Origin of the sequence: Streptomyces sp. NPDC059788 (assembly GCF_042732265.1) — a bacterium.
Classification (GTDB): Bacteria; Actinomycetota; Actinomycetes; order Streptomycetales; family Streptomycetaceae; genus Streptomyces.
In genome coordinates, this window is the sequence record NZ_JBHWHY010000024.1 from 1 (window position 1) to 23,073 (window position 23,073).

19 protein-coding genes and 1 pseudogene are annotated in these 23,073 nt (G+C 72.5%); 4 read left to right on the forward strand and 16 right to left on the reverse strand.

Annotation, left to right across the window (positions count from 1 at the left end):
• Positions 1-50 precede the first annotated feature (50 nt).
• On the reverse strand, positions 51-1,037 hold the full coding sequence (locus ACFV57_RS21530) for a hypothetical protein (RefSeq protein ID WP_385234497.1): 987 nt from the start codon (positions 1,035-1,037) through the stop codon (positions 51-53).
• Between the two features lie 163 nt (positions 1,038-1,200).
• Here ACFV57_RS21530 and ACFV57_RS21535 point away from each other — a divergent pair, with 163 nt between their 5' ends.
• Positions 1,201-1,926, forward strand: a complete 726-nt coding sequence (locus ACFV57_RS21535; RefSeq protein WP_385234500.1) for a hypothetical protein — start codon at positions 1,201-1,203, stop codon at positions 1,924-1,926.
• Between the two features lie 45 nt (positions 1,927-1,971).
• On the opposite strand, the gene ACFV57_RS21540 is transcribed toward ACFV57_RS21535, so the two are convergent.
• The 15 genes from ACFV57_RS21540 to ACFV57_RS21610 form a co-directional block, all read right to left on the reverse strand.
• The gene (locus tag ACFV57_RS21540) at positions 1,972-2,367 is read right to left on the reverse strand and encodes a YccF domain-containing protein (protein WP_385234503.1); all 396 of its coding nucleotides are present in this window, start codon (positions 2,365-2,367) and stop codon (positions 1,972-1,974) included.
• A gap of 195 nt (positions 2,368-2,562) precedes the next feature.
• On the reverse strand, positions 2,563-3,426 hold the full coding sequence (gene htpX, locus ACFV57_RS21545; protein WP_385234506.1) for a zinc metalloprotease HtpX: 864 nt from the start codon (positions 3,424-3,426) through the stop codon (positions 2,563-2,565).
• A 352-nt stretch (positions 3,427-3,778) separates the two neighbouring features.
• Positions 3,779-5,419: an NADH-quinone oxidoreductase subunit N gene (locus ACFV57_RS21550; RefSeq protein ID WP_385234509.1), complete on the reverse strand. Its 1,641-nt coding sequence runs from the start codon at positions 5,417-5,419 to the stop codon at positions 3,779-3,781.
• Positions 5,419-7,083 carry a NuoM family protein gene (locus ACFV57_RS21555; protein ID WP_385234855.1) on the reverse strand — a complete coding sequence of 555 codons (1,665 nt, stop codon included), beginning with the start codon at positions 7,081-7,083 and terminating at the stop codon, positions 5,419-5,421. The genes ACFV57_RS21550 and ACFV57_RS21555 overlap by 1 nt, the downstream gene beginning before the upstream one ends.
• 17 nt (positions 7,084-7,100) lie before the next feature.
• Positions 7,101-9,134 carry an NADH-quinone oxidoreductase subunit L gene (locus tag ACFV57_RS21560; protein ID WP_385234512.1) on the reverse strand — a complete coding sequence of 678 codons (2,034 nt, stop codon included), beginning with the start codon at positions 9,132-9,134 and terminating at the stop codon, positions 7,101-7,103.
• Positions 9,131-9,532, reverse strand: coding sequence for an NADH-quinone oxidoreductase subunit NuoK (gene nuoK, locus ACFV57_RS21565; protein WP_385234515.1), 402 nt, complete (start codon positions 9,530-9,532; stop codon positions 9,131-9,133). The genes ACFV57_RS21560 and nuoK overlap by 4 nt, the downstream gene beginning before the upstream one ends.
• Positions 9,532-10,170 (reverse strand): NADH-quinone oxidoreductase subunit J, encoded by a 639-nt coding sequence (locus ACFV57_RS21570; protein WP_385234518.1) that lies wholly within the window; start codon positions 10,168-10,170, stop codon positions 9,532-9,534. The genes nuoK and ACFV57_RS21570 overlap by 1 nt, the downstream gene beginning before the upstream one ends.
• Positions 10,167-10,766: a NuoI/complex I 23 kDa subunit family protein gene (locus ACFV57_RS21575; protein WP_385234521.1), complete on the reverse strand. Its 600-nt coding sequence runs from the start codon at positions 10,764-10,766 to the stop codon at positions 10,167-10,169. The genes ACFV57_RS21570 and ACFV57_RS21575 overlap by 4 nt, the downstream gene beginning before the upstream one ends.
• Entirely contained in the window at positions 10,766-11,731 is a 966-nt protein-coding gene (locus ACFV57_RS21580; protein WP_385234524.1) for an NADH-quinone oxidoreductase subunit H, read from the reverse strand. Before ACFV57_RS21580 ends, ACFV57_RS21575 begins: the two co-directional genes overlap by 1 nt.
• Positions 11,728-13,041, reverse strand: coding sequence for an NADH-quinone oxidoreductase subunit C (locus ACFV57_RS21585; protein ID WP_385234527.1), 1,314 nt, complete (start codon positions 13,039-13,041; stop codon positions 11,728-11,730). Before ACFV57_RS21585 ends, ACFV57_RS21580 begins: the two co-directional genes overlap by 4 nt.
• On the reverse strand, positions 13,038-13,787 hold the full coding sequence (locus ACFV57_RS21590; RefSeq protein WP_385234530.1) for an NADH-quinone oxidoreductase subunit B: 750 nt from the start codon (positions 13,785-13,787) through the stop codon (positions 13,038-13,040). The genes ACFV57_RS21585 and ACFV57_RS21590 overlap by 4 nt, the downstream gene beginning before the upstream one ends.
• Complete coding sequence (locus ACFV57_RS21595) at positions 13,778-14,179, reverse strand: NADH-quinone oxidoreductase subunit A (protein ID WP_003983386.1); 402 nt, start codon at positions 14,177-14,179, stop codon at positions 13,778-13,780. Before ACFV57_RS21595 ends, ACFV57_RS21590 begins: the two co-directional genes overlap by 10 nt.
• A gap of 294 nt (positions 14,180-14,473) precedes the next feature.
• Positions 14,474-15,496: a hypothetical protein gene (locus tag ACFV57_RS21600; RefSeq protein WP_385234533.1), complete on the reverse strand. Its 1,023-nt coding sequence runs from the start codon at positions 15,494-15,496 to the stop codon at positions 14,474-14,476.
• A 285-nt stretch (positions 15,497-15,781) separates the two neighbouring features.
• A complete protein-coding gene (locus ACFV57_RS21605; RefSeq protein WP_385234536.1) occupies positions 15,782-17,176 on the reverse strand; it encodes an EsaB/YukD family protein in 1,395 nt (464 codons plus the stop codon).
• Between the two features lie 128 nt (positions 17,177-17,304).
• Complete coding sequence (locus ACFV57_RS21610) at positions 17,305-17,997, reverse strand: RDD family protein (RefSeq protein ID WP_385234539.1); 693 nt, start codon at positions 17,995-17,997, stop codon at positions 17,305-17,307.
• Between the two features lie 201 nt (positions 17,998-18,198).
• Between ACFV57_RS21610 and ACFV57_RS21615 the strand changes: the two are divergent.
• The 3 genes and pseudogenes from ACFV57_RS21615 to ACFV57_RS21625 form a co-directional block, all read left to right on the forward strand.
• A pseudogene (locus ACFV57_RS21615) lies at positions 18,199-19,446 on the forward strand (sensor histidine kinase); the annotation flags it as partial.
• Between the two features lie 468 nt (positions 19,447-19,914).
• On the forward strand, positions 19,915-21,228 hold the full coding sequence (locus ACFV57_RS21620; protein ID WP_385234542.1) for a sensor histidine kinase: 1,314 nt from the start codon (positions 19,915-19,917) through the stop codon (positions 21,226-21,228).
• 954 nt (positions 21,229-22,182) lie between these two features.
• Positions 22,183-22,842 (forward strand): LuxR C-terminal-related transcriptional regulator, encoded by a 660-nt coding sequence (locus ACFV57_RS21625; protein WP_385234858.1) that lies wholly within the window; start codon positions 22,183-22,185, stop codon positions 22,840-22,842.
• The last annotated feature ends 231 nt before the right edge of the window (positions 22,843-23,073 follow it).

Sequence of the window (23,073 nt, forward strand, 5' to 3'; positions counted from 1 at the left end):
CCGCCGAGAACGTTCTCGGCGGTGGCCCCCGTCGCGTTCGCCTCGCCGGATCACCCGGGGAGACCGGCGGCGCGTTCGGCGACCGGCGGGTCGGTCTCCTCGGGCGGGGCGGTGCCCGTGATCTCCAGCTTGACCGGCGCGGAGTTGTTGGTGGGGTCGGTGTCGCCTTCGATGGGTTCGCGCACCGAGACCCTTCCCTCCGCGCCTTGGACCCGCCGGTCGATCCGCACCCGCAGCGTCACGAACGGGTGCCGGCCGTCGCAGTAGAGATGTCCGTCCAGGTCGTCACGTGCGCAGGTGTCCACCTCGGACGGAGTCCCCTCCCGCTCCGCCCTCGACAGCGGGGCGAACGACGTCCCCGGCGGCAGCTCCACGCGCACCTTGCCGTCCCCGTGGCCGATGCCCGCCACCTCCACGGAGACGTACTCACCGACCCTGCCGCGGAGCGTGATGCCCTTGACCGACCAGTCCGCTCTCCTGCTGTGCGCGGGCGGCGCAAAGCGCAGTTCACCGCCGCCCTTGAGCGTGTCGGCGGCGACCGGTACGAGGCCGAGCGCGGGGCCCGTGCCGCGTACGGAGTGCGCTTTGTAGTCCTCGTCGCCCGGAGGCGGATCGTCCAGCGGCCAGACCGCGTACTTGTAGGCCCCCTCGACCCTGCCGTAACTGCCCGTGACCTCCGGGAGGGGCCCGGCCGTCTCGTACGCGGCTCCCGCGGGCACGGCGTCCGGGAATTCGCAGGTGACCGTTTCACCGCTCAGCCCGTAGTAGCAGTTGTCGTGGACCGCGGAGCTACCGGAGGAGAGGAAGGCCGCGTTTTCGAGGTCCACGCGCAGCGCCACACCTCGGGACGCCGTGGCGGTCCCGGTGTTCGAGAAAGCGGGTGTCAGGCGCGGGAGGCGGGACGTCTCGGCGAGGACGCGTGGTTCATGGGTGCGGAGCGTGAAGGACGGCCTCCCGCCGTCCGGGCGCGGCTTGCCTGCCCCGTCGGCTCCCGGCCCGAGCAGCACCGTCGCGGCGACGGTCGCCAGTCCTGCCATGATCCATCTGCCCGCCCGCCCCATGGTCGTCAGTCGCCCCCGTCCGCCGGATCAGCCGTGAAAGGGCCACCTTGGCATACGGGTCGCACCCGGAAAGCAGGGCTACGGGGTCTCCGGAACCGGGACTTGACCTCAAGTTTGGTTGAGGGCAGAAAGTGCACGCATGACTTCGGACATGGAAAACCAGCCGATCACGCACGCCCCGGCCACGGCCCCGGCCGGGTTCCAGGACCCGGCGCGCTTCCTCGCGGACACGCTGCCCGCGGTACGGCGTCCCGACGTAGGGCCCGTACTGATCAGTGAGTGGGACGCGGAGGACACCGGGAAGCAGCAGGCCATGATCGAGGAAGCCGCGCGGGCGCTGGGGGCGGGGCCGCTGCCGGACGGGCTGGTGTCGCAGGTCTTCCTGGCCGGGACGGACGGCCGTACGGTGCTCGGCTTCGGGCAGTGGGAGGAGGGGGCCGCCGGCGCACCCCTGGCCGGCGGGGAGGGCGGGGCGCGGCGCTACCGCTACTACCGCAGCCTGCTGCCCCAGGGCGAGCCGCCGGAGCCCGGGTGCATCGTGACCGTCCGCTTCGAAACGACGGGGCACGAGGCTGCGAGGCAGCTGGTCGACGGTCTGGTGGACATGATGAACGGCGCGCAGCCGGACGACGCCGTCGGCTCCCGGACGCGGTCCGGCGGTATCTCCTCGAACTTCCACATCAGCGAGGACGGCACCCGGGTCTTCAACTACAGCGAGTGGACGGACGAGGCCGCGCACCAGCGCATGGTCGAGACGTCGCTCCAGCGGGGCGGCGCGGTGATGCGGTTCGTCGAGAGCGTCCCGGGCGTCACGCCGCTCGGTTTCAAGCGGTACGTGGCGCCGCGGGGGCTCGTACGGAGGTGAGGGGGCGGGGCGCCGGGCAGGGCGGGCGGCAGGTGCCCGCCCTGCTCAGTAACGCGCGGCGAAGGGCTGGTCCGTGGGTACGATCTCGCGGCCGAGCGGGAGCAGCGAGATCGGCACCATCTTGAAGTTCGCGATGCCGAACGGGATGCCGATGATCGTCACGCACAGCAGGAGCCCCGTGACGATGTGGCCCAGCGCCAGCCACCAGCCGGCGAAGATGACCCAGATGACGTTGCCGATGACCGAGCCGGCGCCCGCGTCGCGCCGCTCGACCGTCGTACGGCCGAAGGGCCAGAGCGCGTAGCCCGCTATACGGAACGAGGCGATGCCGAAGGGGATCGTGATGATCAGGACGCAGCAGATCAGGCCCGCGATGACGTAGCCGATGGCCATCCACAAGCCGCTCAGGATCAGCCAGATGACGTTGAGGATGAGCTTCATGTAGCGGCAGCCTTCCATGCACCGGAGTCGTGCGGTGGTTGTGTCCTTTCCCCAGGTAGACGCTGGGACCGCCGGAATCGTTGCAGGCGCCGCGGGCCGGGTCGGCCGCCGGGGAGGCCGAGGACCGGGCGGGCCCGGGGCCGGGGCGGGCGAGGGCCGGGACCGGTGGCCAGGCTCGGGGCCGGGCCCGGGGCCTCAGGAGTGGCGGCCCGCCATCTGTTCGAGGCGTGTGATGCGCTCGCGCATCGGCGGGTGGGTCGAGAAGAGCTTGGTCAGGCCGTCACCGGCCCGGAACGGGTTGGCGATCATCATGTGTCCGGCCGTCTCCAGCCGCGGTTCGGCCGGCAGCGGAAGCTGCTGCGTGCCCGCCTCCAGCTTGCGCAGCGCGGAGGCGAGGGCGAGCGGGTCGCCGGTGAGCTGGGCGCCGGAGGCGTCGGCCTGGTACTCGCGGGAGCGGCTGACGGCCAGCTGGATGAGGGAGGCCGCCACCGGCCCGAGGATCATGATCAGCAGCATCCCCAGGATGCCGGGGCCCTCGTCGTCGTCGGAGCGGCCTATGGGAATCAGCCAGGCGAAGTTGACCAGGAACATCACCACCGAGGCGAGGGCCCCGGCCACGGACGAGATGAGGATGTCGCGGTTGTAGACGTGGCTGAGCTCGTGGCCGATGACGCCGCGCAGCTCGCGCTCGTCCAGGAGGTGCAGGATGCCTTCCGTGCAGCAGACCGCGGCGTTGCGCGGGTTGCGGCCGGTGGCGAAGGCGTTGGGGGCCTGGGTCGGGGAGATGTACAGACGGGGCATGGGCTGGCGGGCGGCCGTGGAGAGCTCCCGGACCATGCGGTAGAGCTGTGGGGCCTCGAACTCGCTGACCGGCCGGGCGCGCATGGCGCGCAGGGCCAGCTTGTCGCTGTTCCAGTACGCGTAGGCGTTGGTTCCGAGAGCCACGAGGACCGCGATGATCAGGCCCGTACGGCCGAAAAGACTGCCGATGACGATGATGAGTGCGGACAGCCCCCCGAGGAGTACGGCGGTCCTGAGCCCGTTGTGCCTGCGGTGCACGGTACGCCCTCCAGGTGGTGCGGCAGGGGAACCCTTTGCTGACGTTTCCTCCACTTTTCAGTGGACCCTTTCTGTCTGGTCAACGCCAGATGAGGGGTGCTAGTTCCCTTGTGCATCCGCAGGCGGCGTACGGCCGTGCGAGTGAGCCCGCGCGCGGGCGCCTTCCGGGCGCTCCCCAGGGGGCGGATGGGGCAGGGCGGATTCCGGCCAGAAGGCGGTCGGGTACGCGCCGCGGAACGGCCGAAGATCACCGCCGGACGGGCAGGAAATGATCAGGAGGCGGTCGGACAGCGGGCAGGAAGTGCTCAGGAAGCGGTCGGACAGCGGTCGTCGAGCGGCCGGGGAGGCACCCTCAGAGGAGCGCGCCGGAGGCGAACCGGAGGACCAGCTGCGGTGCCCCGGAGAGGACGATGCCGAGGACGGCGGCGAGGGCGACGGCCACGGCGATCGAAGCCGGGATCTTCGCCTGGGAAAGCCGGGTCGCACCGGACGCGGAACCGCCGCCGCCCTGGACCCCGCTCTCGGTACCCGTGCCGGTCCCGGCACCTGCACCGGCACCGACGGCGACCCGCTCCCCGGCCTTCACCTCGGCCCCGGCTTCGGACCCGGCCGTCTCCCCCGCCGTACGGAAGAGCACCGCCGTCCACTGGAGGTAGTAGTAGAGCGCGATCACCACATTGACGGCCATGACGACCGCGAGCCAGGCCGGCCCGGCGTCGACCGCCGCGGAAAAGACCGTGACCTTGGCGAACAGGCCGATGATGCCGGGCGGCAGACCCGCGAGGCAGAGCAGGAAGAAGCCGAGGGCGAGCGCGGCCAGCGGGCTGCGTGCGTAGAGGCCGCGGTAGTCGCTGATGCGGTTGGCGGGGCTCGTACGGGCCACGAGGGCGGCGACCCCGAAGGCGCCGAGGTTCACGGCCGCGTACATCAGGGCGTACGCGACGGTCGAGCCGATGGCGTGCGCGGCGTCCCGGGCGTACCCGGCTGCGGCGATCGGCACGAGGAGGTAGCCGGCCTGGCCCACCGAGGACCAGGCGAGCAGGCGTACGGCGCTGTGCGCGCGCTCCGGGGCCTGGCGCAGCGCGGCGACGTTGCCGACGGTCATGGTCAGGGCGGCCAGTACGGCGATCGCCGGCCCCCAGACGTCCGCGTACGAGGGGAAGCCCTCGACCGTGACCAGGATGAGGCCCGAGAAGCCGACGGCCTTGCCGATCACGGAGAGGTACGCGGCGACCGGCAGCGGCGCGCCCACGTAGGTGTCGGGCACCCAGAAGTGGAACGGCACGGCGGCGGTCTTGAAGGCGAAGCCGACGAGGGTCAGCGCGACGCCCGCCGTGGCCAGGGTGGCCAGCTGGGGGTCGGGCAGGTTCGTCAGGGCGGTGGCGACGCGGCTCAGGTGCAGGCTGCCGGTCGCCGCGTAGACGAAGCTGACGCCCAGGAGCATGACCGCGGTGGCCGCCACCGAGGACAGGAAGAACTTCAGCGCCGCTTCCGAGGAGAGGCGGTTCGCGCGCTTGAGTCCTACGAGGGCGAAGGCGGGCAGCGAGGCCACTTCGAGGGCGATGACGAGGGTCGCCAGGTCCCGGGAGGCGGGCAGCAGGGCCGCGCCCGCCGCCGAGGACAGCAGCAGGAACCAGTACTCGCCCGCGGGCAGGCGGTGTTCCTCGATGGCGGTGACCGACAGCAGGGCCGTGAGCAGGGCGCCGGCCAGCACCAGGAACTGGATGACGACGGCGAAGTGGTCGGCCGCGTAGCTGCAGACGCCGGGGTCGTCGGTCAGGCAGAAGGTGCGGCGGTCCCCCGCCACGAGGGGGATGAGGGAGAGGGCGGCCAGGGCGAGGCCGCCGACCGCGCACCAGCCGAGGACCGGCTTGCGGTGCCGGGGTACGAACAGGTCGGCGACCAGGACGGCCAGGGCGACGACGGCGGTGATGGTGGGCGGCGCGATGGCGAGCCAGTCGACGGACTGGACCAGGGAGGACACGGAACTCATCACTTACCGCCTCCGAGGAGCTGCTGGACGGCCGGGTCGGTGAGGCCGAGGAGGGCCGCGGGCCACAGGCCGGCGAGGACGGTGAGGGCGGCGAGGGGCGACCAGGCCGCGTATTCGTAGCGGGCCAGGTCGGGGATGGCGGGAGCGGTGCGGGTGGCCCCGGGCTCGGCTGCCTCGGCTGCCCCTGAGGTATCTGCGGCATCCGTGGCATCTGCGGCACTGGAAGTACCAGCCGCCACGGCAACCACGTCAGCCTCGGCCGTCTCCTTGCCTCCCATGCACACCCGTCGTACGACGATCAGCAGGTACGCGGCGGTGAGGAGCGTGCCGAGACCGGCCAGCACCATGAACGTGAGGAACGCGGGGCGGCTGAGGCCCTCGGCGGGCCGGAACGCGCCGAACATCGCGAGCATCTCGCCCCAGAACCCGGCGAGTCCGGGCAGGCCGAGGGAGGCGATGGCGCCGAAGGCCAGCAGGCCGCCGAAGCGCGGCGCGCGCCCGTAGAGCGCGGCTCCGGTGCGGCCCGCGAGCCGGTCGAGGTCGGTGGTGCCGTAACGGTCCTTGAGGGCGCCGACCAGGAAGAAGAGGAGGCCGGTGATCAGGCCGTGGGCGATGTTGGCGAACAGCGCGCCGTTGACTCCGGTCGGTGTCATGGTCGCGATGCCGAGGAGCACGAAGCCCATGTGGCCGACCGAGCTGTACGCGATCAGGCGCTTGAGGTCGCCCTTGGCGCCGCGCCGGGCGAGCGCCAGGCAGGCGAGCGAGCCGTAGACGATGCCGATGGCGGCGAAGGCGGCGAGGTACGGCGCGAAGGTGTGCATGCCGTCGGGCGCGATGGGCAGCGCGATGCGCACGAAGCCGTACGTGCCCATCTTCAGCAGCACGCCCGCCAGGAGCACGGAGCCGACGGTGGGGGCCGCGGTGTGCGCGTCCGGCAGCCAGCTGTGCAGGGGCCACATCGGCGCCTTGACGGCCAGTCCGATGCCGATCGCGAGCACCGCGATCAGCTGAACGGTGTGGCTGAGCTGGGACTTCGGGCCGTTGTCAGTGGCGAGTGCCACCATGTCGAACGTGCCGGACTTCAGGCCGATGAGGAGGAGGCCCAGCAGCATCACGACCGAGCCGAGGAGGGTGTAGAGGATGAACTTCCACGCCGCGTAGGTCCTTTGGGCACCGCCCCACCGGGCGATGAGGAAGTACATCGGGATGAGGACCATCTCGAAGGCGAGGAAGAACAGCACGAGGTCCAGGACGGCGAAGGTGGCGAGGGTGCCGGCCTCCAGGACCAGGAGCAGGGCCACGAATGCCTTGGGAGACGGGCCCACAGGCAGGTGGAAGTAGCTGTAGAGCGCGCAGAGGAAGGTCAGCAGCGCGGTCAGGACGAGGAGGGGGAGCGAGATGCCGTCGATGCCGAGGTGGATCCGGATGCCGAGGGCCTGGATCCAGCTGATGTCGGTGGTGGCCTGCATCCGGGCCGGGTGGTCGTGGTCGAAGCCGACGGCCAGCGCGACGGCCGCGGCCAGGACGACGCCGGTGACGGTCACGCCGTGGCGCAGTACGGCCTGGTCGGGGTCGCGGCCCCGCAGACCGGGCGGGGCCGGGAGCAGAGCGGCGACCGCGCCCAGCAGGGGGAGGACGACGACGGCCGCGAGGAGAAGCTGCATAGCGGTGTGATTCACGGTCAGGCTCCCGTGCCCGTAGCGACGAGGACGACGGCGACGGCCAGGACGAACGAGCCCGCGAGCAGCGCGCCCAAGTAGGTCTGCACATTGCCGGTCTGGGCGCGGCGGACGGCGGCTCCCAGCCAGCGGGAGGCGGTGCCCGCGCCGTTGACGTACGTGTCGACGACCTCGCGGTCGAGGAAGCGCACGAGCCGGGCGCCGGCCCGCACCGGCCGGACGAACAGGGCGGTGTAGACGGCGTCGAGGTGGAAGCCGAGGGCGGCGGGGCGGTGCAGCGGGCCCAGGAGGAGCCGGCCGGGGTCGGCGGGGTCCGGGGCGGCGGCGTTGTCGCCGTAGGCCGCGGCGTGGGTGGCGATGGCGCTCTCCTCGGAGTCCGCCGGGGCGGCGTCCGGGGCCACGGCGACCGCGCCGAGCGGGACACGGGCGGCGAGGGCGGTGGTGTGCCGCCAGGCTCCGTACATGACCAGGGCGCCGACGAGGGCGACGCCGGTGCCCAGGACGGAGGTGGTCAGGGTCGGCGTCAGCGAGCGGCCGTCGAACCAGTCGGGCAGGACGGGGGTGGCCAGACCGAGCGCGAGGGTGGGGACGAACAGCACCCACAGCACGGTGTTCATCACGAGCGGCTGCTTGCCGTGGTCGGGGGCGGTTTCCGGGCCCTTGCCGTGGAAGGCCAGCAGCCACAGCCGGGTCGCGTACCCGGCGGTGAGGAGGGCGGTGAGCAGGCCGGCGATCAGGACGGTCCAGCCGGCCGCGGTGGGGACGGCGGCGAGCGTGCCGGAGGCCGTCGGGTGGCCGGTGGCGGCGTGTTCGGCGGCGCCCAGGACGGCTTCCTTGGAGAAGAAGCCGGCGAACGGGGGAATGGCGGCGAGGGCGAGCAGCGCGACCGTCATCGTCCAGTAGGCGTCGGGGATGCGGCGGGCCAGGCCGCGCATCCGCGACATGGCGGCCAGCGAGTTGGTGCCGGCGGCGTGGATGACCACACCGGCGGCGAGGAAGAGGAGGGCCTTGAACGCACCGTGCGACAGGAGGTGGAAGACGGCGGCGCCGCGGTCGCCGACGGCCAGCGCGCCGGTCATGTAGCCGAGCTGGCCGACCGTCGAATAGGCCAGGACGCGTTTGATGTCGTCCTGCGCCAGGGCGGCGAGACCGGAGCCGACCATGGTGACCGCGGCCATGACGGCGAGCACGACCATCGCGGCGGCGGAGGCCGCGAAGACGGGGAGGAGACGGGCGACGAAGTAGACGCCGGCGGCGACCATGGTGGCCGCGTGGATGAGGGCCGAGACCGGGGTCGGGCCGGCCATCGCGTCGGGCAGCCAGGTGTGCAGCGGGAACTGCGCCGACTTGCCCGCCACGCCGGCCAGGAGCAGCAGCGCGATCAGGGTGGGGTGGTCCAGGCCGCCGACGGCGACGGTCTTGAGGATGCCGGTGATGCGGAACGTACCGGCGTCGGCGGCGAGCGCGAAGATGCCGAAGAGGAAGGGGACGTCGCCCAGCTTGGTGACGAGGAACGCCTTGAGGGAGGCGGAGCGGGCGGCTTCGGTCTCCCAGTAGTGGCCGACCAGGAAGTACGAGCAGATGCCCATGATCTCCCAGCCCACCAGCAGCACCATCAGGTCGCCGGAGTAGACGACCAGCAGCATCGCGGCGGTGAAGAGGGAGACCAGGGCGGCGTAGGAGGGGTAGCGCGGGTCGTCGCGCAGGTAGCCGGTCGAGTAGATCTGCACGCAGCAGGCGACGACCGCGACGAGTACGGCGACGAGCGCGGCGAAGCCGTCGATGTGCAGGGCGAGGTCGATGGGGACCGAGCCGGTCGGGGTGAGCCGGGTCGCGGCCTCCGCCGGAGCCTTCCCCGCACCGGCGCCGCCGCCCTGGTGCACGGCCACGACGACGGCCAGGGCGGCCGCGGCGACGGTCGGCAGGATGGCCAGCGGGCGCACGAACCCGGGTGCCCGGCGGCCGAGGAAGATGCCCGAGAGGGCGCCGAGGAAGGGGAGGAGGGGTACGAGTACGGCGGTGGTCGTGGTCGTCACGCGGCGGCCTCCGCCTGCTGGTCCGGCCGCGGCCGGCCGGCGGCGCGGCCGGCGTCGCCGGTGAAGTCATCGTTCGGGTCGCTGCCGTCCGGCCGCTCGGCGAGGTCGCGGAGCCGGTCGACGTCCGAGCTGCCGCGGTTGCGGTAGACGAGCAGGACGATCGCCAGGCCGATGCCGATCTCGGCGGCGGCCACGGCGATGGTGAAGAGGGTGAGTGCCTGGCCGGCGTGCAGCTTGTCGCGCAGCCAGACGTCGAACGCCACCAGGTTGAGGTTGACGGCGTTGAGCATCAGCTCGACGGACATCAGGACGAGGATCGCGTTGCGGCGGGCGAGCACGCCGTACAGGCCGACGCAGAACAGGAGGACGGCGAGGACGGCGGGATAGGCGAGATGCATCAGCCTTGGTCCTCTCTGAGACGTGCGCGGTCACCGGGCTGTTCGCGGGAGCCGGACCGTTGGCGGGGGCCGGGCCGCTTTCCGCCGCCGGGCTGCTCGCGGTCGCCGTTCTTTCGGGAGAGCACGATCGCGCCGACGAGGGAGGCGAGGAGGAGGACGGAGAGCGCTTCGAACGGCAGCACCCAGTACTGGAACAGGCTGCGCCCGGAGGCTTCGGTGGAGCCCTGGACCGCGCCGTCCAGGTCGATCCAGGTCGTACGGAACGCGTCCGTGACGACCCAGACGAGCGCGGCGGCGGAGGCGACGGCCACGGTCAGCGCGGCCCAGCGGTTGCCGGAGTCGGCGTCCGGGGAGCGGCCGATGGGCGCCTTGGTGAGCATCAGTCCGAAGAGGAGGAGGACGACGACGGACCCGACGTAGATCAGTACCTGCACCCAGGCGATGAACTCGGCGGTCAGCAGGAGGTACTCGACGGCGATGCCGCCGAGCGTGACCACCAGCCACAGTGCGGCGTGCACCAGCTGCTTGGTGGTGACGGTGACCAGGGCCGCGCCGAGGGTGACGAGGCCGACGAGGAGGAAGGCGATCTCGACCCCGGTCGGGGAGAGGAAGCCGTGGCTTGCGGCGGCGAGCGTCACGCTTCCCCCTCCTGGTCCTGGGCGGCGCGGTCCTGGGCGGCCTGTTGCTGGGCCGCTTCCTGAGCGGCGAGTTTGTCGGCGGCCTTGCGGGCGGCGGCGATCTCCTTGGGCTCCTCGGCCGCGGGGTCGAGGGCGGGCGGCTCCGGGACCGTCCACATCCATTCGCGGAGTTTGTCCCGCTCGTGGGTCAGGTTGTGGATGTCGGTCTCGGCGTACTCGAACTCCGGCGACCAGAACAGCGCGTCGAAAGGACAGACCTCGATGCAGATACCGCAGTACATGCAGAGGGAGAAGTCGATGGCGAAGCGGTCCAGGACGTTGCGGCTGCGCTCGCGGCCGCCGGGGGCGGCGGGCGGCACCGTCTCCTTGTGGGAGTCGATGTAGATGCACCAGTCCGGGCACTCACGGGCGCACAGCATGCAGACCGTGCAGTTCTCCTCGAACAGCCCGATCACACCGCGGGTACGCGGCGCCAGCTCGGGCTGGACCTCCGGGTACTGCTCGGTGACCGAACGCTTCGTCATCGTCCGCAGGGTCACGGCCAGGCCCTTGGCGAGGCCGCTGCCCGGCCAGCCGGACTTCTTCTCCGGGGCCATTACGAGATCACCACCTTGATGACGCCGGTGAGGGCGATCTGGGCGAGGGCCAGCGGGATCAGCACGGTCCACGCCAGCTTCTGCAGCTGGTCCTCACGCAGCCGCGGATAGCTGACGCGCAGCCAGATCACGCCGAAGGCGAGGACGGCGGTCTTCAGGAGCGTCCACAGCCAGCCGAGGCCGTCGGCGCCGAACGGCCCGTGCCAGCCGCCGAGGAAGAGCACGGAGGTCAGGGCGCACAGGACGACGATGCCCGCGTACTCGGCGAGCAGGAACAGCGCGAAGCGCAGTCCGGTGTACTCGGTGTACGCGCCGAAGATGATCTCGGAGTCGGCGACCGGCATGTCGAACGGCGGACGCTGCAGTTCGGCCAGCCCCGCCGTGAAGAAGACCAGGCCGCCGACGATCTGCCACGGCACCCACCACCAGTGGAAGGCGTCCAGGATGCCGGGCAGCGAGAGCGTTCCGGCGGCCATCGCGACGGAGGCGGCGGCGAGCAGCATCGGCAGCTCGTACGCGAGCAGCTGCGCGGCCGTACGCAGGCCGCCGAGCAGCGAGAACTTGTTGGCCGAGGCCCAGCCCGCCATCAGCGAGCCCAGCACGCCGACGCCCATGACGGCGAGGACGAAGAAGACGCCCGCGTCCAGGGACTGCCCGACCGCGTTGTCCGGGCCGATCGGAATGGCGATCAGCACCAGCAGATACGGCAGGAGCGCGACGGCGGGCGCGAGCTGGAAGATGCGCCGGTCGGCACCGGCCGGTACGACGTCCTCCTTCTGCGCGAACTTCACCCCGTCGGCGACGAGCTGCGCCCAGCCGTGGAAGCCACCCGCGTACATGGGGCCGAGGCGGCCCTGCATATGGGCCATGACCTTGTGCTCGGTCTGGCCGATGACCAGGGGGAAGACCAGGAAGGCGACGAAGACCGCGATCAGGCGCAGGGCGATGTCGAGGGCGTCGCTCATGGTCTGGTCCCGCCTTCTTCCGCTGCGTCGTCGGAGCCGTCGCCGGTGCCGGTGCTGGTGCCCGAGGGCTCGGGCTGGTCTTCGACTTCGGGTTTCTCTTCGGATGCAGGCGCGGCTTCGGGTGCAGGCGCGGCTTCAGACGCAGGCGCGGCTTCAGACGCAGGCGCGGCTTCGGCGGCACGCTTCTCGCCGGCCTTCGGCTCGTCCTCGAACGCGGGGCGCGCGTGGTGCCACGGAGCGTCCGAGGACCCGGTGGCGGCGGGCGCCTGGTCGGATGCCTTGTCGGACGGCTGTCCGGCCTCCTGGGCGGCCGGTTGCTGGCTGGCCGAGCCCTGGCCGGCGCTGCGCGTCCGGCGGGCAGGGCGTTCCGGCCGGGCGGCCGGGGCCGAAGCCGGGGCGGCGGCCGGAGTCCCGGCGGAGGCGCCCGCGTCCGTGGCAGGCGTCTGCGCGCTGTCCGCGGCGCCCTGCTGGCTTGCCGAGCCCGCACCCGCCGTACGCGTACGGCGGGCAGGCCGCTCCCCCGCCGCCCCGCCGGCCGCACGGGCACCACCGGCCGCGCGGGCACCGCGGGCCGGGCGGGCCGGGGCAGGCGGCAGCTGGCCCTTCAGCGGCCCCCACTCGTTCGGGTCGGGCACACCGGGCGGCAGCATCTGGCGGCGCTTGGGCCCGCCGTGCTCGGACTCGCCCGGCTCCTTCGCGCCCGGCCACGCCTTGGCGACCCGCGCGGCGAGCACGAAGTCCTTGCGCAGCGGGTGGCCCTCGAAGTTCTCGGGGAGCAGCAGGGGGAAGAGGTACGGGTGGCCGGTGAAGTCCACGCCGAACATCTCGTGCGTCTCGCGCTCGTGCCAGCCCGCGCCCGCGTACACACCGGTGGCGGTGGGAAGCACGGCCGACTCGTGCGGGACGGTGGTGCGCAGCACCAGGCGCCGTACGGGCCCTCCGGGGCGGGCGATGTCGGCGAGGTGGGCGCAGACGCGGAAGCCGGTACCGGGCTCGTCGACGGCGCTCAGCCAGTCGAAGTAGCTGCACCCGAGATCGTCGCGGGCGGCGGTCAGCGCCGTGATCCACGCGTCGGCGGGCACGTCGACGGTCAGGAGCTCGTACGCCTCCTCCGCCGTGGCACCGGGCCCGAAGATCTCGGTGGCGGGGCCGGGCAGCCACCCGACGGGCGGCGCCGCGACGTCCTCGGCCGCGTCGGCGGCCGCTGCGGGACCGGTGCCCTCCGTGGGATCGGTGTCCTGCGCGGGGCCGGTGCCCTCCGCCGCGCCGGCGGCCTCGGCCGACGGGCCCGGAGGCTGTTCGTCGCTCACTGCTCCCCCGCTCCCTTCGGCTTCCCGTCACCGGCCGCCTCGGCGTGAGCACCGGCTTCGGCTTCGGCACCGGCGGCCTCACCGGCCCCGGCCGTCGCCCCGGGCACCGGCGGCGCCACCAGCCCGCTGCGGAGCGCGGCAGCCGACGGCCCGGAAGGCGCGGCGCCGTTGCTCGCGTCGCTCCCGTTCACGTACCGCTCCGGCAGCGACTCGCGGGCGATCTTCTCCTGGAGCTTGAGGATGCCCTGCAGCAGCGCCTCGGGCCGGGGCGGGCAGCCCGGTACGTACACGTCGACGGGAATGATCTGGTCGACGCCCTTGGTGACCGCGTACGAGTCCCAGTAGGGCCCCCCGCAGTTCGAGCACGCGCCGAAGGAGATGACGTACTTCGGCTCCGGCATCTGCTCGTACAGCCGCTTGACCGCGGGCGCCATCTTGTCCGTCACCGTGCCGGAGACGATCATGAGGTCCGCCTGCCGGGGCCCCGGCGCGAACGGGATGACGCCCAGCCGGATGAAGTCGTGCCGGGCCATCGACGCGGCGATGAACTCGATCGCGCAACAGGCGAGCCCGAAGTTGAAGACCCACAGGCTGTAGCGGCGGCCCCAGTTGAGGACCACCTTCATGGGTTCGGGAGCCAGGCGGGCGAGCGGGCCCAGCCGGCGTCGTTCGACGGCACCGCCGGCGGACACGACGGGCAGTTCGGTGCCCGTCGCCGTGGCCGGCTTCGCGTTCGTCACGTCCATTCCAGGACGCCCTTCTTCCATGCGTAGAGCAGGCCGACGGCGAGGAAGCCGAGGAAGATGAACATCTCCACCAGCGTGACGCCGCCGAAACCGGGGGCGGCGAAGACCGTCGCCCAGGGGAACAGGAAGATCGAGTCGACGGCGAAGATCACGTAGAGGAAGGCGTAGACGTAGTAGCGGACCTGGGTGTGTGCCCAGCCCTCACCCACCGGGTCCACGCCGCATTCGTAGGTGAGCAGTTTCTCCGGGGTGGGCACCACGGGCCGCAGCAGCCGCCCGGCACCGAAGGCCACGGCCACGAAGAGCACACCGATCACGGCGATGAGGCCGACGACCGAGTACCCCTGGAAATAGTCCGCGGCAATGCTGGTGCGTACGGTCGCGTCCGGCACGTCCGCCCTCGCTCCCTGACTGCTCTTGTTCAACGACTTCGACGATCTGTACGCACGGGAGTCTAGGCCCTGGCCCGCCCCAGGTGAGCAGTCGCGTCACATGGCGGGCGGCTATGGCCCGACTTCGCCCCACCTGGCCCCTTCCGTACGAACCAATACGGACGGCACGGACCGCTGCGGACCACACGGACCGCCCGGATCGCCCAGACCTCTACAGACCATGGCAGGACATCGTAGAACGCCGCAATCCACCACAGACAGCTACAGATCACCGCGAACCCTCACGCGGCGGCCTCAGCCCTCGCGCCGCTGCCCCGCCCCGCGCGACACCGCGCGTTCCATCACCTCGGCGGCGAGCCGCGCCGCCGCCACCCGCGTCCGTTCGCCCAGCAGCTCCGTACGGACGGCTCCGCCACCGGCCAGATGCCGGTCGTACGGCAGCGGAAGCACCGCGGCGCCACCCGCTCCCAGATGCTCGACGGCCTTCCGTACGTCAATGCCCCCGTCGGGTGATGTGTGGTTGAGCACGACGACGGAGGTCGGCAGCAGCCCGCGGTGCACTCCGCCCATCCACTCCAGTACGGACTTGGTCGCCAGCACCCCCTCCACGGTCGCCGGCGTCACCAGGACCCGCGCCTGCGTGGTGACCAGCGCGGTACGCGCCACCTCGGCCGGCAGCGTCTCGCAGTCCACGACCGTGGTCGCGAAGTGGCGGCGCAGGGAGGTCATGACGATGCGGTACGTCTCGACGTCCAGCCGCGTACCGATCGAGCCCTGGCTGCCGGGCAGCAGCCAGCCGCCGCCGGTGAACGGCAGCAGGTAGCCGGTCAGGTCGGTGATCAGCATGGACGGGTCGACGATCTGCGCCAGGTCGGTGCTCGACCAGCGCACCTCGCGCGCGCCCAGCCGGTGCGGCAGCGTGCCCAGCGCCGGGTCGGCCTCCACCGCCAGCACCGGGTCCGAGCGGTAGTGCGCGTACGTGAGGGCCAGCAGGGCGGCGACGGTGGACTTGCCCGCGCCGCCGCGGATGCTGGACACGGCCAGTTGGCGGCCGGTGGTCACGGGTTGCTGGATGGCGTGCGCGGCCCGCGTGACGGCCTCGGTCTCGGCCGCCGCGGAGGAGGCGAACACGCGCCGCAGCGCCCGCCCCGCACGCCGGGCGACGGTTTCGCCGTGCCGGGGTCTGGTCCGTACGCCGTCCAGATCGGGCGGGAGGAGGGGGACGGAGACGGGGGTGGGGGTGGAGGCCGGGGCGGGTGCCCGGGTGGGGGCGGGGGCCGGGGCCGAGCGGTGCGGCTGATTCGTTTGCTGGTGCACACCTGATGCGGAGGCGGGCCCGGGCACCGGCGCGGCTCCAGCCTCCGCCCGCCTCGCTCCAGGCACCGTCGGCACCGCCCCGCCTCCCGCCCCGGGCGCGTACCCAGGCATCGGCGGCACAACGGGCACCGTCCGCCCCGGCTCCGCCTGTCGCCCCAACTCTCCCGGCTGTTCCGACATGAACCCTCCGCCGCCCCTCCTGGTCGAACTGATCGATCCGGTCCGGTCGACCGTTCAGGCCGATCATTTTCACCGACTCGGCCGTCTTTCTCGGCCGCAGCCCGGTCAGAACATGCGCAGCAGACCGCCGTACGCCCCGAACACCCCGAGGGCAACCGGAATCAGCGCCACCACCCCCACCGTCTCGGCCAGGTCCAACAGGCGTCGCAGCCGCGGCCGTACGCGCTCCGGCAGCCGCACCGCGAGAGCCGCGAGCGGCAGCACCGCCAGCAGACACAGCACGGTCAGCGCACCCGCCGGGCTCCCACCGCCGGAGGCCCACAGCGCCGCGAGCCGTACGCAGACCGCCGCACCGGCCGCCAGCAGCGCCACGACCTCCAGGACCAACGGGTAGGCGCGCGCCCGCGAGAACAGCACGACGCACAGCAGCACCGCGGCCGCCACCGTCCAGCCGTCGGCCGCGCCGGACGCGTCCGCGGCGCCCCCGGCGGCCAGCAGACCGGCCGCCCCCGCCGACACGGCCACCGTGACGGCGGCCGGCGTGAGGCCGCGGTGCGTGGCGCCCAGCGCCGCCGCGGCCCGGTACCGGCTTACCGGGGTGCCACCGGAATGGCGGTCGTCCAGCCGCGTCAGGCCCGCCGACGCCAGGGCGAGACGCGGCAGGTAGCCCAGTACGAGCACCGAGACCACGCCCACCGCGACACCGGCGCGCGCCGGGTCGGCGACCGCCAGGGCCGCTTCCCACACGCCGACCGCGACGGCCGCGGCCCCGACGAGCCCGCCACGCCCCAGGCCCGTACAGAGCCCGAGCAGCGCGAGCACGACCGCCACGGTCAGTCCGACGGCGGCCAAGCGCGGGGCCCCGCCCGGTGTCACGTCCCAGGAAGCGAGTACGCCGAGCGCTCCGCCCATGAGGAGCAGCGCCGTACCGAGCGTCCTCCTGGTGAGCAGCGAGCCGACCGCCGCACCGGCCCCGGCCGTGACAAACGCGGCCACTGCGAGCCACAACCCGGCCCGCTCCGGCCCGAACCAGGCACCGGCGAACACCCCGGCGACGGCCGCCGACAGCACAGCGGCCACGACCGCCGCCGACGTCCGGCTCCGCTCGTCCCACCGCCGGGCGTACACGCCGAGGCCGCCGGGCGCCCCGCCGGCCGCGACCGGCCGGGGCGGGTTTCCCGGCGTCCCGTGTTCGCGGACCAGTCGCAGCACGGACCCGTCAGCAACGTTCGCAGAAGCAAGCGTCTCGCCTTGTGCAAGCACGGCTCCGCCGGCCGTCACCAGACGGCACGACAACAGCTCGGGCGCCGTCCGGCCGGTTGCCGCCGGCCCGGATTCCGCCCGCTCGGGCGGCGCCCCGTCGTCGATCGCCCGCAGCACCTCGGGCAGCAACGCGCCGACCGGCTCGTGCGCGGGCAACACCAGGTCGACCCGCCGTCGTTCGCCCGCCAGCACCACCCGCCGCAACGCCACCCGCTGCCCGGCCCCAGCACTCACCATGCCGACAAAGCCCCCGTACTAGAACCCAACTTGACCCGGCCGAAACCCGGCCGGTTGCCTACGCCCGGATACCTACGCCAGGTTGCCCACACCTGAATACCTACGCCTGGTTGCCGACACCTGGATGCCTACGCGCCCCGCCGGACCACCACCGTGCCCGCCACCTTGTCGTGCAGGCACTGCCGAAACGGTTCGTCCCAGCAGCACCACAGCACGTTGAGCAGCCCCAGGAACGGTACGAACCCCATCGGGATCACCACGGCCCAACGCCCCAGCGACTGCCCGAAGGACAGGTTCGCCCCGTCACCGAGCCGCGCGACCCGCAGACCGCAGATCCGCTTCCCGAACGTGGCGCCGTACTTCCAGTTCATGTACGGCTCGTAGAGGAACACCGCGATGACACCGGCGATCCCGATCAGCGCCGCCGGAATGCCCACGAGAGCGCCGCGCGGCAGCACGGACTCGATGACGGCGATCACCAGGACCAGCACGAACACCGCGCCGACCTGGAAGAGCCCGTCCAGCAGACGCGCCCCGAGCCGCGTCCCCTGACTCGCCAACATGGCTATGGGCGGCCCGCCCATCTGCGGCGCTCCGTACGGGTAGTAGCCCTGCTGCCCCAACCCCGGTCCCTGTCCAGGCCCCGGCGCCCCGTACGCCCCGTACCCCTGCGCCTGTTCGTGACCGTATGCCCCGTACGGCGCCTGCTGCCCGTACGCCCCCTGTTGTCCGTACGGCGCTTGCTGCCCGTACGCTCCCTGCTGCCCGTACGGCCCCTGCTGCCCCTGCTGTCCGTACGGCCCCTGCTGGTACCCACTCATGTCGCAGATCCAAGCCGCCTTGTCCGCCTCCGCACAAGCCGCGCCCTGTCCCGGGCCGCTCCCCGGCCACGTCCCGGTGACCCGAGGTGCGGATCACGGCGGATCACGGGGGCCGAAAGGCGGCAAGGTGAGGAAAACCCCACCCCGGGTCACCGACGTTCCCCATGGTCAGTGCGGGCGGCCACCGGCAAGCTAGGGCGTATGACCGCACGTTCCGCTCATGACCGACGCCGCGATCGCCCCTCCCGGCCGGCCGCGCCGCCGTCGGCCGCCTTCGGTCACGGCGGTGACGGTCACGGCGACGCCCTGCCGTCGCCGCGGGCCCCGCTCGCCCCCGCGACCTGGCGGGAGATCGTCCATCTCCTGTCCAACCTCCCGCTGGGCGTGCCGGCCTTCGCCGTACTGACGGTCTGGCTGGTGGCGGGGATCGGGCTGTCCGTCACCGTCGTCGGGCTGCCGCTGCTCGCGGTGGGCCTCCTGGTGTGCCGTCAGTACGGGAAGCTGGAGCGCGCCCGCGCACGGCGCCTGCTGGGCGTACAGGTGGACGAGCCCAGCCCGCCGCAATCCCCGGGGAACGGTTTCTTCGCCTGGCTGTGGGTGCGGCTGAAGGACCCGGTCGGCTGGCGGCACGCCTTGTACGCGTTCATTCGGTTGCCGTGGGCGATCCTCACCTTCCCGGTGACGGTCGCCGCGTTCTTCGTGGCCTGGCCCGCCCTGCCCTGGATCGCGCGCGGGCTGACCAACGCCGACCGGATGATGGTGCGCGGTCTGCTGTCGCCCTCCGACGAGCTGGAACGGCGGATCGCCGAGCTGAAGACGGACCGCGCGACGGTCTCCGACACGGCCGCCGCCGACCTGCGGCGCATCGAGCGCGACCTGCACGACGGGGCGCAGGCCCGGCTCGTCGCCCTGGCGATGGGGCTCGGGCTGGCGAAGGAGAAGCTGCTGGAGGACCCGGACGCGGCGGCGCAGATGGTCGACGAGGCGCACGGCGAGGTGAAACTCGCCCTTCAGGAGCTGCGCGACCTCGCGCGCGGCATCCATCCGGCGATCCTCACCGACCGCGGGCTGGGCCCGGCCCTCACGTCGCTGGCCGGGCGCTGCACGGTCGCGGTCACGGTGGACGTGGACGTGGCGGAGCGGCCCGCCCCGGCGATCGAGGGCATCGCGTACTTCACCGTCTCGGAGCTGCTGCAGAACGTCTCCAAGCACAGCGGCGCCCGCTCGGCGCAGGTCGAGGTCTGGCGCGCACAGGACCGGCTGCTGATCCATGTGCAGGACGACGGTCGGGGCGGTGCGCGGTTGGACGGCGGCAGCGGGATGGCCGGGCTCGCGGAGCGGCTGGGGTCGGTGGACGGGTTGTTCGTCCTCGATTCGCCGGCCGGCGGGCCGACGCGGGTGACGGCCGAGCTGCCGTGGCGGGGCCGGGCGAGGGAGAAAGGGGAGGGCGAGGGGAAGGTCGAGGGGAAGGTCGCGGGGAGGCGCGCCGGGGCCGGCGCCGGGAAGGGGGCCGGGAAACGCACCGGGCCAGGGACCGGAAAGAAGGCCGGGAAGAGCGCGGGTACGGGGGCGGATGTGCGCGGTGGTGGCGGTAAGGCGTGGCGATGGGGCAAGGGGGCACAGGCGCGGTCGTCCCGGCGGAAGGATGCGGAGACGAGCGACTGAGCACCGTGGCGATCGCGGCACGGCACGGCTCGGAGGGTGGGGAAAACCCCAGGGTGAAGACTGCGCTTTCCCTCATGGTGCGGACGGCGTCGAGCGCGGAGTCTTGAGGTAGTCGGCAGAGCCGGAGGCAGCGGGTCTGACGGCAGCAGCGGCCGGAGGTTGCCGAAGGCGCCAAAAACGCCGACGGCAGGCCGACCGACCCGCACCCGCACCCGCACCCGCACCCGGCAGAGCAGAACGGACGACGAGCCCATGGAAACCGCCTACGGACCTCATCCCCCAGCCTCACGAGTCCCCGTCGCGCTGCGCGCCCCCTTCTCGGGCCGCACCTGGCGGGAGCTCCTCTACCTCCTCCTCAGCCTTCCGGTCGCCTGCGTGATGTTCACCTACGCCGTCACCATGACCGCGCTCGGCGCGGGCCTGCTGATCACGTTCGTGGGCATACCGGTGCTGGCGGGCGGGCTGATCGGCTGCCGGGGGCTCGGGACCCTGGAGCGCGTCCGTGCGCGTGCCCTGCTGGACCTGGACGTGGACTCCCCGGAGCCGATACGCCCCGCCAAACCGGGCCTGATGGGCTGGGTCGGCGCGGTCCTCAAGAGCGGCGTCTCCTGGCGCCACCTCCTGTACTCCCTGCTGCACTTCCCCTGGGCGGTCTTCGCCTTCTGCTTCTCGGTGACGTTCTGGGCGGTGGGCTGGTCGCTCCTCCTCTACCCGCTGTGGCAGTGGACGTTCCCCTCCTACCTCGACCAGCCCGGCATCCAGCTCTGGGGCAACGGCAACGGTGACGGCGTCTACCTGGACACCGCGCCCGGCATGGCGATAGCCAGCGGGATCGGCCTGCTGACCGTCCTGGCCGGGCCGTGGGTGATACGCGGGCTGACGCAGGTCGACCGGGTCCTGGTGTACGGGCTGCTCGGCCCCTCCCCGCTCGCCACCCGCGTCTCGGAACTGGAGTCGGACCGCGGGGTGGTCGTGGACACCGCCGCCGCCGACCTGCGGCGTATCGAGCGCGACCTGCACGACGGCGCACAGGCCCGGCTCGTGGCGCTCGCGATGGACCTGGGCCTGGCGAAGGAGAAGCTGGCGCAGGACCCGGAAGCCGCCGCGAAGATGGTGGACGAGGCACACGGCGAAGTGAAGACGGCCCTCCAGGAGCTGCGGGACCTCGCCCGCGGTATCCACCCGGCCATCCTCACGGACCGCGGACTCGGCCCGGCGCTGTCGGCCCTCGCCGCCCGCTGCACGGTGCCGGTCACGGTCTCCGTGGACCTGGACCGGCGCCCGGCCGCGGCACTCGAAGGCATCACCTACTTCACCGTCTCCGAGCTGCTGCAGAACGTCTCCAAGCACGCGCGGGCGACCAGCGCCGGTGTCGACGTGTGGCATGTGGCGGACCGGATCATGGTGCTCGTGGCGGACAACGGGCAGGGGGGCGCGAGCACGGAAACGGGCAGCGGGCTCGCCGGTCTGGCCGAGCGGCTCAGCGCGGTCGACGGCCTCCTCGTCATCGACTCCCCGCCCGGCGGCCCGACCTCCATAACCGCCGAACTCCCCTGGCGCCACTGACCTGCCCGACACCCCCACCCGCCCGGGAACGCCCGGCACCACCCACCCGCCCGAAATGGCCCTCCGCCCCCGGTCCACCCGGAAAAGCCCGACGCCACCGCCCTACCGGGAAGGCCGGAGCCACCGCCCCGGCCCCGAAAGCCCGGCGCTGCCGAGGACCGCACCCGAGAGGCCCGGCCTACCCCAACAACTCGGCCGGCCGACGCCCGACCGCCCCTCCACCCCAAGCACCGACCGCCCCTCACCCCTTCGCCCCGAGGACCGCCACCGGGACCGAGGCCGGAGCCGAGGACCGACCGACCCTCCTGGACTCCCTTGCCCGAAGACCGACCGACCCTCCTGGACTCCCTTGCCCGAGGGCCACCCGGCCTCCCGGCGCCCTGCCCAAGCACCGCCCACCTCCCCGACGCTTCGACCCGGGCCCCGGCCGCCCTTCCAGCCGGGTCCCAGCCGCCCGTCCAGCCCGGGGGCTCAGCCGCCCGTCCAGCCCGGGGGCTCAGCCGCCCCTCCAGCCGAGGCCCCAGCCGCTCATCCAGCCCGGAACCCAACCGCCGACAACCCAGCGCCGGCACCCCGCCCACCCACCCGACTCGGCCCCAGCCGCCCGCCCTCCCGCCCTGCCCACGGCCTCTCCCCCGAGAACCACCCGCGCCCCACCAGCCCCACCCACCTCTCCACCCCACCGGCCGATCACCCCCTCCCCCACCACCGCCACATCCGCCCTACCCACCCCCCATGCACCCGGCCCCCACTCCTCCCTCCCGCCCCATCCCCAACTCCCACCACCCCCAAAAACACCAGACTCAGCCCGAAACCCTCCACACGCGCGTGTCCGGAGTGGTAACTCTCGATTCCAGGCAGGTGGGAGCAGGCGGTATCGGATGCTGGGATGCTGGGGAGCGCAGGGTGGGGAAGAAACGGAACGTGGGGGCTTGAAGAGTCGTGGAGGACAGGGTGCGGGTGGCCATCGCCGAAGACTCGGTGCTGCTTCGGGAGGGCCTGACCCGGTTGCTGACCGACCGGGGACACGACGTCGTGGCGGGAGTGGGGGACGCCGAGGCGTTGATCAAGGTCATCGGGGAGCTGGCCGCCGAGGACCGGCTGCCGGACGTGGTCGTGGCGGACGTACGGATGCCACCGACGCACACGGACGAAGGGGTGCGGGCCGCGGTGCGACTGCGGCGCGATCATCCGGGGCTGGGGGTGCTGGTGCTGTCGCAGTACGTGGAGGAGCAGTACGCGACGGAATTGCTGGCGGGAAGCAGTCACGGCGTCGGCTATCTCCTCAAGGACCGGGTAGCCGAAGTGCGGGAGTTCGTCGACGCGGTGGTCCGGGTCGCCGAGGGCGGCACCGCGCTGGACCCCGAAGTGGTCGCGCAGCTCCTGGGCCGCAGCCGTAAGCAGGACGTGCTGGCGAACCTCACGCCACGGGAGCGGGAGGTCCTGGGGCTGATGGCCGAGGGGCGGACGAACTCCGCGATCGCACGGCAGCTGGTGGTGAGCGACGGTGCGGTGGAGAAGCACGTCAGCAACATCTTCCTCAAGCTGGGGCTGTCGCAGAGTGACGGGGATCACCGTCGGGTGCTGGCCGTGCTCACGTATCTCAACTCCTGAGAAAGCCGACACGCTGCCAGTCACGCAGGTTGCGGGCGGTCGCAGAGACCGACCGGGACCTAAGGAGTAGAACCAATGGCCGAGGCGCGAGCGTCTTGGAGAAGAGGGCCGGGGGGCGGTTGTTCCATGACAAATCACGACAGAACGGCGTCTCACGTCGCCATCCAGCATGTGATCGACCCAGGGAAGGCGACCCTTACCCACGTACGATGTTCATGGGACGACCGGTCG